Annotated in this window: 14 protein-coding genes; 6 read left to right on the plus strand and 8 right to left on the minus strand. The window is 63.2% G+C overall.

Annotation, left to right across the window (positions count from 1 at the left end; genetic code table 11):
- The first annotated feature begins 18 nt into the window (after positions 1 to 18).
- From AC1D1J_RS13010 to AC1D1J_RS13020, 3 genes are all read left to right on the plus strand, one after another.
- Positions 19 to 498: a MarR family winged helix-turn-helix transcriptional regulator gene (locus tag AC1D1J_RS13010; protein ID WP_477687924.1), complete on the plus strand. Its 480-nt coding sequence runs from the start codon at positions 19 to 21 to the stop codon at positions 496 to 498.
- Positions 488 to 1,768, plus strand: a complete 1,281-nt coding sequence (locus AC1D1J_RS13015; protein WP_477687923.1) for an MFS transporter — start codon at positions 488 to 490, stop codon at positions 1,766 to 1,768. Before AC1D1J_RS13010 ends, AC1D1J_RS13015 begins: the two co-directional genes overlap by 11 nt.
- Before the next feature lie 84 nt (positions 1,769 to 1,852).
- Positions 1,853 to 2,827, plus strand: a complete 975-nt coding sequence (locus AC1D1J_RS13020) for a magnesium and cobalt transport protein CorA (RefSeq protein WP_477687922.1) — start codon at positions 1,853 to 1,855, stop codon at positions 2,825 to 2,827.
- A gap of 1 nt (position 2,828) precedes the next feature.
- Here AC1D1J_RS13020 and AC1D1J_RS13025 read toward each other — a convergent pair whose 3' ends face one another.
- Complete coding sequence (locus AC1D1J_RS13025; protein ID WP_477687921.1) at positions 2,829 to 3,509, minus strand: DNA-3-methyladenine glycosylase I; 681 nt, start codon at positions 3,507 to 3,509, stop codon at positions 2,829 to 2,831.
- A 119-nt stretch (positions 3,510 to 3,628) separates the two neighbouring features.
- On the opposite strand from AC1D1J_RS13025, the gene AC1D1J_RS13030 reads away from it, so the two are divergent.
- On the plus strand, positions 3,629 to 4,255 hold the full coding sequence (locus AC1D1J_RS13030; RefSeq protein ID WP_477694885.1) for a LysE family translocator: 627 nt from the start codon (positions 3,629 to 3,631) through the stop codon (positions 4,253 to 4,255).
- Between the two features lie 2 nt (positions 4,256 to 4,257).
- Here the strand turns inward: AC1D1J_RS13030 and AC1D1J_RS13035 are convergent, their stop codons facing one another.
- The 7 genes from AC1D1J_RS13035 to AC1D1J_RS13065 form a co-directional block, all read right to left on the minus strand.
- The gene (locus tag AC1D1J_RS13035) at positions 4,258 to 4,659 is read right to left on the minus strand and encodes an SRPBCC family protein (protein WP_477687919.1); all 402 of its coding nucleotides are present in this window, start codon (positions 4,657 to 4,659) and stop codon (positions 4,258 to 4,260) included.
- Between the two features lie 90 nt (positions 4,660 to 4,749).
- Positions 4,750 to 7,119 (minus strand): heavy metal translocating P-type ATPase, encoded by a 2,370-nt coding sequence (locus AC1D1J_RS13040; protein ID WP_477687918.1) that lies wholly within the window; start codon positions 7,117 to 7,119, stop codon positions 4,750 to 4,752.
- Positions 7,120 to 7,325: 206 nt separating this feature from the next.
- Positions 7,326 to 8,120, minus strand: a complete 795-nt coding sequence (locus AC1D1J_RS13045) for an SDR family NAD(P)-dependent oxidoreductase (RefSeq protein WP_477687917.1) — start codon at positions 8,118 to 8,120, stop codon at positions 7,326 to 7,328.
- Entirely contained in the window at positions 8,117 to 8,758 is a 642-nt protein-coding gene (locus tag AC1D1J_RS13050; RefSeq protein ID WP_477687916.1) for a 2-dehydro-3-deoxy-6-phosphogalactonate aldolase, read from the minus strand. The genes AC1D1J_RS13045 and AC1D1J_RS13050 overlap by 4 nt, the downstream gene beginning before the upstream one ends.
- Positions 8,759 to 8,793: 35 nt before the next feature.
- Complete coding sequence (locus tag AC1D1J_RS13055) at positions 8,794 to 9,675, minus strand: 2-dehydro-3-deoxygalactonokinase (protein WP_477694886.1); 882 nt, start codon at positions 9,673 to 9,675, stop codon at positions 8,794 to 8,796.
- Entirely contained in the window at positions 9,672 to 10,604 is a 933-nt protein-coding gene (locus tag AC1D1J_RS13060) for a sugar kinase (protein WP_477687914.1), read from the minus strand. The genes AC1D1J_RS13055 and AC1D1J_RS13060 overlap by 4 nt, the downstream gene beginning before the upstream one ends.
- A 136-nt stretch (positions 10,605 to 10,740) precedes the next feature.
- A complete protein-coding gene (locus tag AC1D1J_RS13065) occupies positions 10,741 to 12,480 on the minus strand; it encodes an IlvD/Edd family dehydratase (protein ID WP_477687913.1) in 1,740 nt (579 codons plus the stop codon).
- Positions 12,481 to 12,570: 90 nt separating this feature from the next.
- On the opposite strand from AC1D1J_RS13065, the gene AC1D1J_RS13070 reads away from it, so the two are divergent.
- Together AC1D1J_RS13070 and AC1D1J_RS13075 are read left to right on the plus strand one after the other, a co-directional pair.
- Entirely contained in the window at positions 12,571 to 13,533 is a 963-nt protein-coding gene (locus AC1D1J_RS13070) for a 2-hydroxyacid dehydrogenase (protein ID WP_477694887.1), read from the plus strand.
- A gap of 130 nt (positions 13,534 to 13,663) precedes the next feature.
- Positions 13,664 to 15,040: an ABC transporter substrate-binding protein gene (locus AC1D1J_RS13075; protein ID WP_477687911.1), complete on the plus strand. Its 1,377-nt coding sequence runs from the start codon at positions 13,664 to 13,666 to the stop codon at positions 15,038 to 15,040.
- Positions 15,041 to 15,104 lie beyond the last annotated feature (64 nt).

Genomic DNA, 15,104 nt, shown 5'->3' on the forward strand with positions numbered 1-15,104 from the left:
TGTAGCTACAATTAAATTATGAGCGAGAAAACCCGCCTGTCAACCCAGGCCGAACTCAAAGTGCAGGGCTGCACCAATGTCAAGCTGCGCCAGCTGATGCGCCGCGTCGCGCACCACTACGACCTTGAAATGATCAAGGCGGGCCTGAAGACAACGCAGTATTCCCTGCTGACTTATGTGCTGAAGCTGGGCCCCATGCGACCGGGCGAGCTGGCGCGTGGCATGAAGATGAGTGCCTCCACCCTCACGCGCAACCTCAAGCCGCTGATCGACGCCGGCTGGATTGAACTCGCAGCAGGCACCGATGCGCGCAGCCGAACCGTGGTGCTGACTGACGCAGGCCGCGCCAAGCGTGAAGAAGCCCGCTCGCGGTGGAGGGCGGCGCAGGAGCAGCTCAACGCGCTGTTGGGCACCGGGCGTGTGCTGGCCTTGCACAACCTGATCAATGAATCTTTAGAGCTTTTGTCCCCCATCGAATCCGGAGTTGATGATGAGTAATCCCGAGCCTTCCAATCCCGCCGCGTCTTCCGCTGTCCTGCCCGCGCGCCGCATCGCGATGTGGCTGGTGCTGCTGGCAGCCGGCGGCACTTTCGCCCTGACGATGGGCGTTCGCCAGACCATGGGCCTGTTCCTGTCGGCGCTGAACACCTCTACCGCACTGGGCATCGGCAGCATCAGCCTGGCCTTTGCTTTCGGCCAGCTCTGGTGGGGGCTGACGCAGCCCTTTGCCGGCGCGGTGGCTGACCGCATCGGCACAGGCCGTGTGATCTTTTTGGGTGTGGTGCTGGTGGCGATTGGCACGATCATCACTCCGTTGATGACCAGCACGGCCGGCCTGATCTTTGCCATCGGTGTGCTGGCCGCGGGCGGCGCCGGCATGGCGGGCCCCTCAGTGCTGATGGCGGCCAGCACGCGTCTGGTACCACCGGAAAAGCGCGGCCTGGCGACCGGCATCGTGAATGCGGGCGGCTCGTTTGGACAGTTTGCGATGGCGCCGATTGCCATCGGCCTCACCGCCGCTGTCGGATGGGCCAGCGCCATGCAATGGCTGGGCGCGCTGATCCTGCTGGCGGTGCCTGCGGCGCTGGTGCTCAAGGGCAATTCGAAAGCGTTGGCGGCGCAGGCCGCAGCAGCTTCAGGCACGAAAGCACTCAGCGCGCGCCAGGCTATCAGTCAGGCAATAGGCACGCCCAGCTATCGTTACCTGGCTGCGGGTTTCCTGGTCTGCGGCTTTCATGTGGCATTTCTGGCGACTCACCTCCCCGGCGTGATAGCGGCCTGCGGTTTGCCGCCTGAAATCGGCGGCTGGTCGCTTGCGATGATCGGCCTCTTCAATATCGTCGGCAGCCTGGCCATGGGCTGGGCCGTGGGGAAATGGCGCATGAAGTCCTTGCTAGCCCTGCTGTACGCGACGCGCGGCCTGGCTGTGCTCATCTTCCTGCTCGCGCCCAAAACGCCGGCCGTGATGCTGATCTTCGCCGCCGTCATGGGCGTGACCTTCCTCTCGACCGTTCCCCCCACGGTGGGCCTGGTCGCCAAGATGTTCGGTACGGCCAACATGGCCATGCTGTTCGGTGTGGTCATGCTGTCGCACCAGGTGGGTGGCTTTCTGGGGGCCTACCTGGGCGGCTATATATTCCAGGCCACCGGCAGCTACGACTGGGTCTGGTACATCGACATTGTTCTGGCTGTCGGCGCCGCGCTGGTGAATCTGCCTATCCGTGAAGCCTTGTTGCCGCGGCAAATGGCCGCCAAGGCGGCGGCCTGAAGGCGCTTGACGAGGTGTCCCCGCTATTGCACTTGAGAGTCGCTGTGACAGAATCCTTGCAAGCAACTTGCGGGGAAACATCAGATGCTCATCAATTGTGTGGTCTACCAGAACGGCACCAAGCTCGCCGATATCCCGGTCACCGAGATCAGCGAGTACATTTGCCGGCCTGACGCGTTCGTCTGGGTGGCGCTGCAAGACGCCACACCAGAAGAGCTCGAGGAAATGCGGGAGGAATTCGGCCTGCATGAACTGGCGGTAGAAGATGCCCGGCACGGCCACCAGCGGCCCAAGATCGAGGAATACGGCGCTTCGCTGTTCTCGGTGCTGCACCTGATCGAGCCTTCCGCCGACAAGCCGGGCGAGCTCAACGTTGGCGAGGTGGATGTATTTACCGGCAAGAACTATGTGCTCTCCGTGCGCAACCGCAGTCAAAAAGGTTTTCTGGGTGTGCGCGAACGCTGCGAACGCGAACCCGAGCTGCTGCGCAACGGTTCGGGGTTTGTGCTGTACGCCCTGATGGACGCGGTGGTCGACCGCTACTTTCCCATTCTTGATGCGCTTGAAACCGAGCTGGAGCTGATCGAGAAGGAAATCTTCACGCCCGGTGCTGCGCGAAAGAACATCGAACGGCTCTACGAACTCAAGGGCAGCGTGATGGTGCTCAAGCACGCAGTAGCACCGCTGCTGGAAGGCGCGAGCAAGCTCTACGGCGGCCGGGTTCCCCAGATCTGCAGCGGCGTACAGGACTATTTTCGCGATGTGGTCGACCATTTGTCGCGCATCAACGCGCTGATCGAAAACATGCGCGACACCATAGGCACGGCCATCCAGGTGAACCTGGCGATGGTGACGATTGAAGAGAGTGAAGTCACCAAGAAACTCGCAGCCTGGGCCAGTATCTTTGCGGTCTGCACGGCGTTTGCCGGCATATGGGGCATGAACTTCGAAGCCATGCCCGAACTCAAATGGCGCTACGGCTACCTCATGGCCATCAGCATGATTGTGGTGGCGTGCTCATTACTCTATTGGCGTTTCAAGCGCGCACGCTGGCTTTAAGTTACGACACGCGAGGCGGGGTAAACGCCGTGCGCGCTGCCAGCGCGGGCTTGCGGCTGGCGCAACCTTCGATGTGGTCATTGACCAGGCCCATGGCCTGCATGAAGGCATACATCGTGGTTGGGCCCACAAAGCTCCAACCGCGTTTCTTCAAATCCTTGGACAGTGCGATGGAGGCCGGAGAAGTCGGCATGGCTTTCACGGCCTCGTGCGTGATGCGTGCGGGCCGGCTCTTGGCCTCGGGCTCCAGCCGCCAGACAAAAGCGCCCAGTGAGCCAAATTCTTTTCGCAGCTCGATGACGCGCTTTGCATTGTTGATGGTCGAGGCGATCTTTCCCGCGTGTCGCACAATGCCCGCGTCATTGACCAGGCGTTTGATGTCACGCTCGCCAAAGCGGGCCACCTGCTCGGCATCGAAGTTGGCGAACGCGTTGCGAAAGGATTCGCGTTTGTTCAGGATGGTCAGCCAGCTGAGGCCAGCCTGAAAACCTTCAAGGCAGATTTTTTCGAAGAGCTGGCGTTCATCGTCCACCGGAAAGCCCCACTCGCTGTCGTGGTAGTTGCGGTAAAGGGGCGTTGCCTGGCACCAGGCGCAGCGCGCGGTGTGGGTGTCATCGATAAAAAGGCTGGTAGCCGGCGAGGGTGCAACTTTGAGGCGCTTGGGCGGGATGGCGGAAGGCATGGGCAATTTTAGGCAAATGCGGGCAGGGCTGTGCGGGTGAGGTGACTCATCTTTTGCCGCCCGGCAGTATCATGAAGCACGCTCCCTCTCATCGATCCACAACTTCGGAACAACGCACCATGTCCATCCAGCTTTGGCTAGCTTTCGTCGCCGCAACCACCGTCCTGCTCATCATCCCGGGCCCGACCATCCTGACGGTCATCAGCTACTCGATGGCGCACGGCAAGCGTGCCAACATTCCGTTGGTGGGCGCCGTGGCGCTGGGTGACTCGACGGCCCTGGTAGTCTCGCTGTTCGGCCTGGGCGCCTTGCTCGCGGCATCGGCCTTCTGGTTCACGGTAGTCAAGTGGGCGGGCGGCCTGTATTTGCTTTACCTGGGCATCAAGCTCCTGCGCGCCGGAATTTCGCCTATGCAGGCGGCAGCGCCCGAGGCGCCGGGCTCCTTGTGGAAGCTGTTCGGTAATACCTACCTGGTCACCGCACTCAACCCCAAGGGCATTGTGTTTTTCGTGGCTTTCCTGCCCCAGTTCATCAACCCCGGCGCCGACGTGACGCGGCAGCTCTGGGTGCTGGCGGTGACCTTTGTGGTGATGGCCAGCCTGAACGCCACGCTGTACGCGGTGTTTGCTGCGTCGGCCCGCACGCTGCTGGCCTCGCCGCGCGCCCAGCGGCGTTTTAATTTCGCGGGCGGCTCGCTGCTGTCCATGGCGGGCGTCTGGGCCTTGCTGGCCAAGCGGCCGGCCTGAATTCAGGCGGCCGGCCTGCCGAGTGCCTGCTGCATCACCGCCGCGCCCTGGGTCATCATCGCGTCGATGTATTCCTCCAGCGCATCGGGGAGCGCGTCGGTAACCCAGGTAAAGCGGGTGCGGTTTTCGCCCTCGGAAAACAACTGCGCCGAAGCCATGTGATGGGTGGCCTTGCCGCCGACCACGGTGTAGCTGAGGCGGTGCATCCCTTCATGGATGCCCACCAGCACTTCGTGCGCAACCATCCCGTTGGCAAAGGTTACGGTCCGGCCGCCTTCGCCGGGCTTGCAGTCGACCACGAAGCCCGGCGCAAGGCGCCGGTGCACCGCGTTGAAATCGCACAGCGCGTCCCAGACGCTGCCTATGCCCGCGTCGACCGTGAATTCCTTGTAGATCGTGGCCATGGTGACCCCAGTCTGGCTGGCGCCGGGGTGGCACCTTGTCATTGCAGCATAGCAATCAAACCGGGCGAAGTCAGCCCTGATAAGCGCCGGTTACAAACGCTTTCCGCGCAGCCTCAGCGCATTGCTGATCACCGACACCGAACTCAGGCTCATCGCCAGGGCCGCAATCATGGGCGACAACAACCAGCCGGTGAAGGGAAAGAGCAAGCCCGCGGCCAGCGGCACCCCCAGCGAGTTGTAGACGAAGGCGAAGCCGAGGTTCTGCTTCATGTTGGCGATCGTCGCTTCCGAGATTTTCCGGGCTTGTGCAATGCCGCGCAAATCACCTTTGACCAGCGTGATCTGGGCGCTGTTCATGGCCACATCGGTACCCGTGCCCATGGCAATGCCCACGTTGGCCTGGGCCAGGGCCGGGGCGTCATTGATGCCGTCGCCGGCCATGGCAACGATATGGCCTTCATCTTGCAGGCGCTTGACCAGTGCCAGCTTGTCTGCCGGCTGCACGCCACCGTGCACTTCGTCAATGCCCAGGCGCCCGGCGATGGCTTTGGCTGTGGTCAGGCCGTCGCCTGTGGCCATGATCACGCGCAGGCCGGCGGCTTTGAGCGCCGCCAGCGCCTCGGGCGTGCTGGCTTTCACCGGATCGGCCACAGCGAGCAGGCCCGCAAGCCGGCCGTCGACCGCCAGGTGCATCACGCTGGCGCCCTCGGCACGCAGGGTTTCCGCCTGGGCCAGCAGCGAATCCACTGAAACACCAGCCTGCGCCATCAACGCCGTATTGCCTAGCGCGAGCAGCCGACCAGCCACATGCCCGCTGACGCCGATGCCGCTGGCGGACTCGAAGTTCTCTGGCGTGTCCAGCGGCAGGCTGCGAGCGCGCGCTGCGGCTACTATGGCCTCGGCCAGCGGGTGTTCGCTGCCCTGGTCCAGGCTGGCGGCCAGCTGCAACACCTCATCAGCACGGAAGCCGTCGGCGGGAATCGCGCGGTCGAACGCCGGCTTGCCGGCCGTCAGCGTGCCGGTCTTGTCGACGATCAGTACGTCGACGGTGCGCAGGTGTTCAATCGCCGCCGCATCGCGGAAAAGAATGCCCTGGCCAGCCGCCTTGCCGGTGGCGACCATGATGGACATCGGCGTGGCCAGGCCCAGCGCGCAGGGGCAGGCGATGATCAGCACTGCTACCGCGTTGATCAGGCCGTAAACCCAGCTCGGTTGCGGGCCGAAAAATCCCCATCCCAGAAAGGTCAGCACGGCCACGGCCACCACGGCCATGACAAACCATCCAGCCACCTGGTCAGCCATACGCTGCAGGGGTGCCTTCGAGCGTTGGGCCAGCGCGACCATCTGCACGATTTGCGACAGCATGGTTTGCGCGCCGACGCGCTCGGAGCGCATGACCAGCGCGCCGCTGGTGTTGAGCGTGGCGCCTATCAGCTTGTCGCCCGGACGCTTGCTCACGGGCAGGGGTTCTCCGGTCAGCATCGATTCATCGACGGCGCTGCCACCCTCGGTAACGACGCCGTCGACGGGCACTTTTTCGCCGGGGCGCACGCGCAGGCTGTCGCCCACGTGCACGTGGGTCAGCGGAACGTCTTCCTCGGTGCCGTCGGCCTTGATGCGCCGTGCGGTTTTGGGCGCCAGCCCCAGCAATGACTTGATTGCGGCGGAAGTTTGCGAACGCGCCTTCAGCTCCAGCATCTGGCCGAGCAGCGTCAGGGAAATGATCACGGCCGCCGCTTCAAAATACACCGCTACACGGCCCATGGAGATAAACGAGTCGGGGAATACACCGGGCGCGAGGGTAGCGACCACGCTGTAGACAAAGGCGGCGCCCGTCCCCAGGCTGATGAGGGTCCACATGTTCGGACTGCGGTGGACGAGCGATTGCGCACCGCGCACGAAGAAGGGCCAGCCTGCCCACAATACGACCGGCAGGCTCAGCAACAGCTCGATCCAGCTCTGGACGGCCATGTCGAACCAGCCGAGCTGGTGGCCGAACATGGCCAGCACCGTCACCACCACAGTGAGCGGCAGCGTCCACCAGAAGCGGCGGGTGAAGGAGACGAGTTCCGGGTTTTCGTCCTCGTCAAGGCTGGGCATGACGGGCTCCAGTGTCATGCCGCAGATTGGGCAGTTGCCGGGATGGTCCTGCCGGATTTCCGGGTGCATGGGGCAGGTGTAAAGGGTTTCACCGGTCTGGCCGGCATCGGGTTCGCGCGTTGCTTCGGTGGCGGGCGCTGCCTTGAGCCCGTTGACGTAGGCCGTCGGGTCGGCGGAGAATTTTTTCAGGCAGCCGGCGCTGCAGAAGTAGTAAGGCCTTCCCTCGTGCTCAAGATGGTGCGCGGATGCCGTGGTGACGTCCATACCGCAGACCGGGTCTTTCAGTCCGTCCGGGGTGGTGGGCGGCAGGTGAGCATTTACCTGTGTGGTTCCCGGTGTGGCGTGGGAGGTGTGGTTCATGGAGGGCTTCCTTTGGTGTTCTGCAGACCTGGACCAGGCCCATGAACAAGGGTAGACCTTCCCCCTGTGGGAAGGTCAAGTCCCTCTGGATTGGAGGAGAGTTTCCCCTGCAAGGCTCTGGTGATCTTCAGCGCCTTCCGCGGTGGATTGCATGATCCACGTCAACTGAAAGCGGAAAACCGGCACGCTTTCGCGTGCATGCCAGGCTACACCGGCACGGTGTAGTTCAGCGTCATGCGCCCACCATCGACCACGACGATTTCGCCCGTGATGTAGCTGGCGGCGTCGCTGGCGAGGTAGGCCACCGTGTCGGCGATCTCCGAAGGCTCGCCCAGGCGCTTCATGGGAGTGCGGCTCATGATTTTGGCCTTGGCCTCGTCGCTGGTGAGCACGGCCCTGGCGGCCAGTTCGGTGGCGATGGTGCCGGGGGCAACCGCGTTGACGCGCACGCCCTGGCTGGCCAGCGACAGCGCCATCACGCGCGTGAGCTGGTTAATGCCGCCTTTGCTGACGTTGTAGCTGGCAATGGTGGGAATGGCGAGCACGCCGTTGACCGAACTCATGTTGACGATGCTGCCCTTGCCGGCGGCCGCCATCACGCGCGCCACGGCCTGCCCGACCAGGAAGGATCCCTTGAGGTTGATGCGCAGTACGGCGTCGAAATCGGCTTCCGTCACGTCCAGAAACTCCGCAGCCTTGAATATGCCGGCATTGTTCACCAGCACGTCGATGCGGCCGTGCGCGGCCACGGTGCGAGCCACCAGCGCATCGACCTGGGCCTTGTCGCCCACGTCGCAATGAACGTAGAGGCCGCCGAGTTCGGTGGCCAGCGCAGCGCCGCGCGCGTCGTCGATGTCGGCGATGACGACCGCGGCTTTCTCGCGCGAAAAACGCCGTGCGCAGGCCTCGCCGATGCCTTGGGCACCGCCGGTGACGATGCAGACGCGGCCCGCCAGCCCGAACGATACCTGGGCAGTATCTGTAGATGAAATAATGCTCATGCCCTTATGGTACCAGCGCAAGCAGCTATGAATTCCATAGCAGATTCGGAGACCTGGGCGGCGGAAGAACCTGGTTTGTAGAGTGCCGATCCGATACCGAAACCGTTGGCACCCGCGGCCAGGTAGGGCGCCATATTGGCGGGCGTGATGCCGCCGACCGGTAGCACTGCGGCTTGCGCGGGCAGTACCGCGCGAAGGGCTTTCACGACCGCCGGGGTGATCATTTCGGCCGGGAAAATCTTCAGCCCTGTCGCACCCGCTTCGAGCGCAGCAAATGCCTCGCTGGCAGTCATGATGCCGGGCAGGCACACCAGGCCGAGGCGGACAGCTTCACGCACCACCGCCGGGTTGAAATTGGGCGAAACGATGAGCTGGCCACCCGCTGCGTGCACGTCACGCACCGCCTCAGGAGTCAGCACCGTGCCGGCACCGACCAGGGCCTGCGGAAAGGCGCTGGCCATGGCGGCAATGCTGTCCAGCGGCTGGGGTGAATTGAGCGGAATTTCGATCAGCGTCCAGCCCGTGGCAACGAGTGCCTGGCCGACAGGCTGGGCCTCCGCCGGCGTCAGTCCGCGCAGGATGGCCACCAGGGGCAGGGCGTTGAGGGCCTGGGAAAATTTTTGATGTGCGTTGTTCATGGTGTTCTGTGGGTTGAGGCGCAATACTGCGCCGGTCAGGCCAGGGTATCGGCGATGGCGCGCAGGCCGCGCCAGGTGGCGCCCGCGCCCACGCGCTTCACGGACACATTGATCTGGGCCAGTGCCTGTTCGTAGCGGGCCGTGAGGACTTCCGCGCCCATCACCACCACAGGCTCGCCGCGCGGCAGTGCCTGGGATTTGAGTTCCTCGCCGATGACCAGGCCTGACAGGTAGCTGGGCAGGGACTCGGTGGTCATCCGCTGGAAGAGCGACAGGGTGCGTGTGCTGAAGGCGGTGTTCAGCAGGCCGGGGCCGGCCAGCGCATGGGCCACGCCCTGATCGAAGGCGGCGGCGTCCAGCGCGGGTTCGTCGTCGGGCAGCATGCGTGCGAGGATGGATTGGCGGCGCAGCAGCGCATAGAACTCGCCGGTCATCCAGGTCGAAAAATCTGTGACCTGCCGGTTTTCGACGGTGACCCATTTGCTGTGCGTGCCGGGTAGCACCAGCCGGGCATGGGTCAGACCCAACAGTTGCAAGGCGCCAAAGATCTGCGTTTCCTCGCCGCGCATGACGTCGGGCACGCCGCCCTTGTCTATGCTCAGGCCGGGCACGATGGCGATGCGGCCGGGCTCCACCCATTCCAGTGCGGCGGCGATCGCGTCAAAGCCGGCGGGGCAGGCGCAGTAGGGCGCTTCGCGCCAGCCCTGTTTGCTGCCGGCCATGCCGGAGGTCAGGCACAGCGTGCCAGGCGTCATCCAGTCGGCAAAGCAGCTTGCAAAAACCTCCGGAAAGGTACCGGGAGCGACAGTCAGGATGCCGCGTGCGAAGGAACGCTCGTCCAGGGCTGTGCCGGCGCCGTCGATCAACGCGCCGCGCAGTGAAGAGCTGCCCCAGTCGACTGCCAGAAGGCGGTTCACAGCAGGGCCCTGACCTGTTCGGGACGCGGCAGCGGAGCGACCGCGCCGTAGCCCTGCACCGTGAGGGCGGCCGCTGCATTGGCATAGCGGGCCGCATCAAAGACGTTGTCGCCCGCCGCAATGCGCGCCAGCAGGTTGCCGCAAAAGCAGTCGCCTGCACCGGTGGCATCCACCAGCTTCACGTTGTGCACGGGCACGCGCTCGCGCCGCGTGCCGTCGCTGACCAGCGCGCCGTCGCCGCCGAGCTTGAGCACCACGGTTTTGGCGCCCAGGGCATGGCCCCAGTCCATCACCGCGTCGGGGTCTGTCATGCCGTTGAGGGTGGTGATGTCTTCCAGGCTCGGCAGGAAAATGTCGCACAGTGAAACGGCGTGGCGGGTGCAGGCAAGCGCCCGGTCCAGCGGCCAGAGTTTGAGCCGAAGATTGGAATCAAAAGACACCAGCGTGCCGGCTTCCTTGGCCAGCTTCATGGCGGCAAAAGCCGTATCGCAGGCACCCGCGGAAATTGCCAGCGATATGCCCGAGACGTGCAGGACTTTGGCTTGGCGCACGGCATCGGCCGCGCCGGCCTGCTGCAGCCAGGCCGGTGTCATGCGGCTGGCCGCGGAGCCCGCGCGCAGGTAGCTGAATTCATGGCCTTTGGGGCCATGGGTGACGAAGTACAGGCCGGTGCTGGCCTCGCTGTCCTGCTGGACCGCTTCCGTGGAAACCTTCTCCGCGGTCCACAAGGCCATTAGCGAGTGGCCGAAAGTGTCGCAGCCCAGGCGGGTGAGATAGGCGGTGTTGGCGCCGGCGCGCGCCGCCGCGATCACGGCGTTGCTGGTGTCGCCGCCAAAACCCTGCAGGTAGTTAGGCTGGCCGGCAGTGGTCTGGTTGAATTCCACCATGGCTTCGCCGAGCGCGACGACATCGAATTTTCTGGCTTGCATTGATTGGGTTTCCTGGCTTCTTCCGGCATCCCGGCGCGGGGCTTTTCAGGGAAGAAAAACCTGAAAGCACGTCGCGCTTCAAACCCCCGATGGTACCCGCGGGCCGGGGCGGCCCCGTACCCGCGCTGTACCCGGTTCAGTGGTTGTCGCGCGGCACGAACGAACCGCGCTTGCCCACCAGGAAATCCAGGTCTACGCCTTCATCGGCCTGCAGCACGTGATCGATGTACAGCTTCCAGTAGCCTGAAGACAGCGGTGGCTCGGGTGCTTTCCAGCTGGTCATGCGCCTGGCGAGCTCTTCGTCACTGACATGCAGGTGCAGCCTGCGGTTGGGCACATCCAGTTCGATGATGTCGCCGTTTTGCACCAGGGCCAGTGGTCCGCCTGCCGCGGCTTCGGGCGCTGTGTGCAATATCACGGTGCCATACGCTGTTCCGCTCATGCGGGCGTCGCTGATGCGGACCATGTCGGTGATGCCTTTGCGCAGCACCTTGGGCGGCAGCGGCATGTTGCCGACTTCGGCCATGCCGGGGTAGCCCTTGGGCCCGCAGTTCTTCAGCACCATCACGCAGTTCTCGTCGATGTCCAGGTTTTCATCGTCGATGCGCGCATGGAAATCTTCAATGGTTTCAAAGACCACGGCACGGCCCTTGTGCACCATGAGTGCGGGTGTGGCCGCGCTGGGCTTGATGACCGCGCCGCGCGGCGACAGGTTGCCGCGCAGCACGGCGATGCCGGCCTTGTCCTTGAAGGGTGTGGAGAGCGGCATGATGACATCAGTGTTGTAGTTTTCCGCATCAGCAATGTTCTCGCCGATGGTCTTGCCGTTGGCTGTGATGGCGCTGGTGTGCAGATGCTGCGCTATTTCCTTCATCACGACCGGCAGGCCGCCGGCGTAGCAGAAGTCTTCCATCAGGTATTTGCCGGAAGGCTGCAGGTTGACGAGGCAGGGCAGCTCGCTGGCCAGGCGGTCAAAGTCATCGACCGTCAGCTTGACCCCGATGCGCCCGGCGATGGCGATCAGGTGAATGACTGCGTTGGTGGAGCCACCAATGGCAGCCAGGGTCTTGATGGCATTTTCGAACGCCTCGCGCGTGAGAATCTTCGAGAGTGTGAGGTCTTCGTGCACCATCTCGACAGCACGTCGACCGGCCATGCGGGCCAGTACATTGCGCCGGCCGTCCACTGCCGGATACGCTGCGTTGCCGGGCAGGCCTATGCCCAGCGCCTCGACCATGCTGGCCATCGTTGATGCCGTGCCCATGGTCATGCAGTGGCCGTGGCTGCGGTGCATACAGCTTTCGGCCTCAAAAAACTCGGCGAGTTTGAGCGTGCCGGCCCGCACCTGCTCGCTCATGCTCCAGACGCCGGTGCCCGAGCCCAGCTCCTGGCCGCGCCATTTACCGCTGAGCATAGGCCCGCCGCTGACACCCACCGTAGGCAGATCGACGCTGGAGGCGCCCATCACCAGTGAGGGTGTGGTCTTGTCGCAGCCCATCAGCAGCACCACGCCGTCGATCGGATTGCCGCGAATGCTTTCTTCCACGTCCATGCTGGCCAGGTTGCGGTAGAGCATGGCGGTGGGACGCAGCAGGGTTTCGCCCAGCGACATCACCGGGAATTCCAGCGGGAAGCCGCCGGCCTCATAGACGCCGATCTTGACCTGCTCGGCGATGGTGCGGAAATGCGAGTTGCAGGGCGTCAGCTCGCTGAAGGTGTTGCAGATGCCGATGACCGGCCTGCCGTCGAACTGGTCGTGCGGAACGCCCTTGCCCTTGACCCAGCTGCGGTAGGCAAAGCCGTCGCGGTCCTGGCGGCCGAACCATTGCTGGCTGCGGAGTTCGTGGGCGGGTTTTTTCTTGGGTGGTGTGCTCATGCGGGAAAGTCCTTAAATCGTCAAACATATTATCGTCATACCATTGGCCGGGCTATCTTAGTGAAAACCATGACCACAGGAGCTCGCCCCTTGTCCGCCCCGTCCACCCGTCCGCACATCCTTACCGTCGCCAAGCTCCCGCCCTTCCTGATGGAGCCGCTGCAGGCGGTTTATGAAGTCCATGACAGGCTGCATGAAAGCGATCCGTCGGCTTTCGCCAGGGTGGCGCCGCTGATTCGGGGAATCGCCGGAGGCGGGGAGTCCAAGGTACCGCGTTCCCTGATGGAGCAACTGCCCGCGCTGGAAATTGTTTCCATCATGGGCGTGGGTTACGACGGTGTGGACGTCGCCGCCGCGCTGGAAAAACGCATTCCGGTTACCCACACGCCCGGCGTGCTCAACGACGAGGTGGCTGACCTGGCCATAGGCCTCATGCTGTCGGTGGCGCGCCGCATACCGCTGGCGGACCGTTATGTGCGGGCCGGGCGCTGGGCAAAGGAAGGGTCCATGCCGCTGGCGCGCAAGGTCTCGGGCGCGCGCCTGGGCATCGTCGGCCTGGGCCGCATAGGCCAGGCCATCGCGAGCCGGGCGGAGGCCTTCGGCATGTCGATCGCCTACACCGGGCGCGGCGCGAAGGCGGAACTCGCTTACACCTTTTACCCCACTGCGCACGCACTGGCCGCGCAAGTGGATTTCCTGATCGTGATTACGCCGGGCGGTGCCGGAACGCACCACATGATCAATGCGGAGGTGCTCAAGGCCCTCGGGCCCGAGGGCTACCTGATCAACGTGGCGCGCGGTTCGGTGGTCGATGAGGCGGCCCTGGTTGCCGCATTGCAGCAAGGCGTAATCGCCGGTGCGGCGCTTGATGTGTTCGAGAAGGAGCCGCATCCCACGGAGGCGCTCTGGTCCATGGACAACGTGGTGCTGACGCCGCACATGGCCAGCGCAACAGTGCAGACGCGCCATGCCATGGCCAACCTGGCCGTGAACAACCTGCATGCCCATTTTTCCGGGCAAGCCCTCTTTACCCCTGTGCCGGAATGGCATTGAATCAGGGGCGGGATGCTTCGGGTTTTCCATAGAAGAATCGGGGTTTAATCATCATATGATAACAATGCGTCAACGAACCCTTTTGAGTTTTTTGCCGTTCAACAACCCACCCGCAGAGGAGACAAACCCAATGAGACTCAAGACAATTCTGGCCGCCGCGATGGTCGCGGCTGGCCTCATCACGGCGGGGCAGGCTGCCGCCCAGGAAAAGCTCACCGTCTGGTGGGTCAAAGGCTTTTACAAGGCCGAAGACGACGCCCTGTTTGCTGCCATCAAGAAGTATGAAGACAAGCACAAAGGCGTCAAGATCGAGCTGTCGCAGTACCCGGTGCAGGACATGATCCCGAAAACCGTCGCGGCCCTCGATTCCGGCAGTCCGCCCGACGTGGCTTATGCCGACGTCTATGACTTCCAGGTTGCAGGCAAGTGGGCCTTTGACGGCAAGCTCGAAGACATCAGCAGCGTGATCAACCCCATGCGTGCGCGTTTTGCACCCAACACGGTTGAAACCGCATTTCTCTATAACGACGTCGCCAAGAATCGGGCCTATTACGCCTTTCCGATGAAGCAGCAGACCATGCACATCGAGTACTGGGTGGACATGCTCAACGAAGCCGGCTTCAAGGAGTCCGACATTCCTACCGGCTGGAAGGACTATTGGTCATTCTGGTGCGACAAGGTGCAGCCGGCTTATCGTCAGAAGAGCGGCAATCGCACCTTCGGTATCGGCCAGCCGCTGGGCGTGGATTCGAGCGATTCCTTTTATTCGTTCCTGACCTTTATGGACGCCTATAACGTGAGCCTGGTCAGCGACAGCGGCAAGCTGCTGGTTGATGACCCGAAAGTCCGTGCCGGCCTGATCAGTGCGTTGACCGACTACACGCAGCCATATGCCAAGGGCTGTACGCCACCGTCGTCCACCAGCTGGAAAGACCCGGACAACAATGTCGCTTTCCACAACAAGACCACCATCCTGACCCATAACGCCACGATCTCCATCGCCGCGAAATGGCTGGACGACATGAACAACGCTTCCCTGAAACCGGAGGAGCGTGAGCTTGCGAAAAAGAATTACACCGAGCGGATTCGCACGGCAGGATTCCCTAACAAGCCGGATGGCAGCAAGATGGTTTACCGTGCCGCCGTCAAAGTCGGTGTAGTCTTCAATCAGGCCAAGAACAAGGCCCGCGCCAAAGAGTTCGTTTCTTTCCTGATGCAGGAGGAAAACCTGACGCCTTACGTGGAGGGCTCGCTGGGCCGCTGGTTCCCTGTGACCAAGACTGCGCAGCAGCGACCGTTCTGGAAGGCTGACGCGCACCGCCAGTCGGTCTACAACCAGTTCATGAACGGCACGGTCAATTTTGAGTTCACCAAGAACTACAAGTTCACCATCCTGAACAATGAGAACGTCTGGGCCAAGGCGGCCAACCGCGTCATCAATGAAAAAGTGCCGGTGGACAAGGCTGTTGATGAAATGATTGCCCGCATCAAAACCGTGGCCAACTGACCTTTCGCTGACTGAAGAAAGCCGCGCTGCCCGGACTGGATCGCCCAGACGGGTGGCGCGCGTA

Source organism: Polaromonas sp. P1_F8 (assembly GCF_056405635.1).

Bases quoted from the DNA above. Each gene is read 5' to 3' on its own strand.
- AC1D1J_RS13010 (WP_477687924.1), top strand. From the start codon at position 19: ATGAGCGAGAAAACCCGCCTGTCAACCCAGGCCGAACTCAAAGTGCAG.
- AC1D1J_RS13015 (WP_477687923.1), top strand. From the start codon at position 488: ATGATGAGTAATCCCGAGCCTTCCAATCCCGCCGCGTCTTCCGCTGTC.
- AC1D1J_RS13020 (WP_477687922.1), top strand. From the start codon at position 1,853: ATGCTCATCAATTGTGTGGTCTACCAGAACGGCACCAAGCTCGCCGAT.
- AC1D1J_RS13025 (WP_477687921.1), bottom strand. From the start codon at position 3,509: ATGCCTTCCGCCATCCCGCCCAAGCGCCTCAAAGTTGCACCCTCGCCG.
- AC1D1J_RS13030 (WP_477694885.1), top strand. From the start codon at position 3,629: ATGTCCATCCAGCTTTGGCTAGCTTTCGTCGCCGCAACCACCGTCCTG.
- AC1D1J_RS13035 (WP_477687919.1), bottom strand. From the start codon at position 4,659: ATGGCCACGATCTACAAGGAATTCACGGTCGACGCGGGCATAGGCAGC.
- AC1D1J_RS13040 (WP_477687918.1), bottom strand. From the start codon at position 7,119: ATGAACCACACCTCCCACGCCACACCGGGAACCACACAGGTAAATGCT.
- AC1D1J_RS13045 (WP_477687917.1), bottom strand. From the start codon at position 8,120: ATGAGCATTATTTCATCTACAGATACTGCCCAGGTATCGTTCGGGCTG.
- AC1D1J_RS13050 (WP_477687916.1), bottom strand. From the start codon at position 8,758: ATGAACAACGCACATCAAAAATTTTCCCAGGCCCTCAACGCCCTGCCC.
- AC1D1J_RS13060 (WP_477687914.1), bottom strand. From the start codon at position 10,604: ATGCAAGCCAGAAAATTCGATGTCGTCGCGCTCGGCGAAGCCATGGTG.
- AC1D1J_RS13065 (WP_477687913.1), bottom strand. From the start codon at position 12,480: ATGAGCACACCACCCAAGAAAAAACCCGCCCACGAACTCCGCAGCCAG.
- AC1D1J_RS13075 (WP_477687911.1), top strand. From the start codon at position 13,664: ATGAGACTCAAGACAATTCTGGCCGCCGCGATGGTCGCGGCTGGCCTC.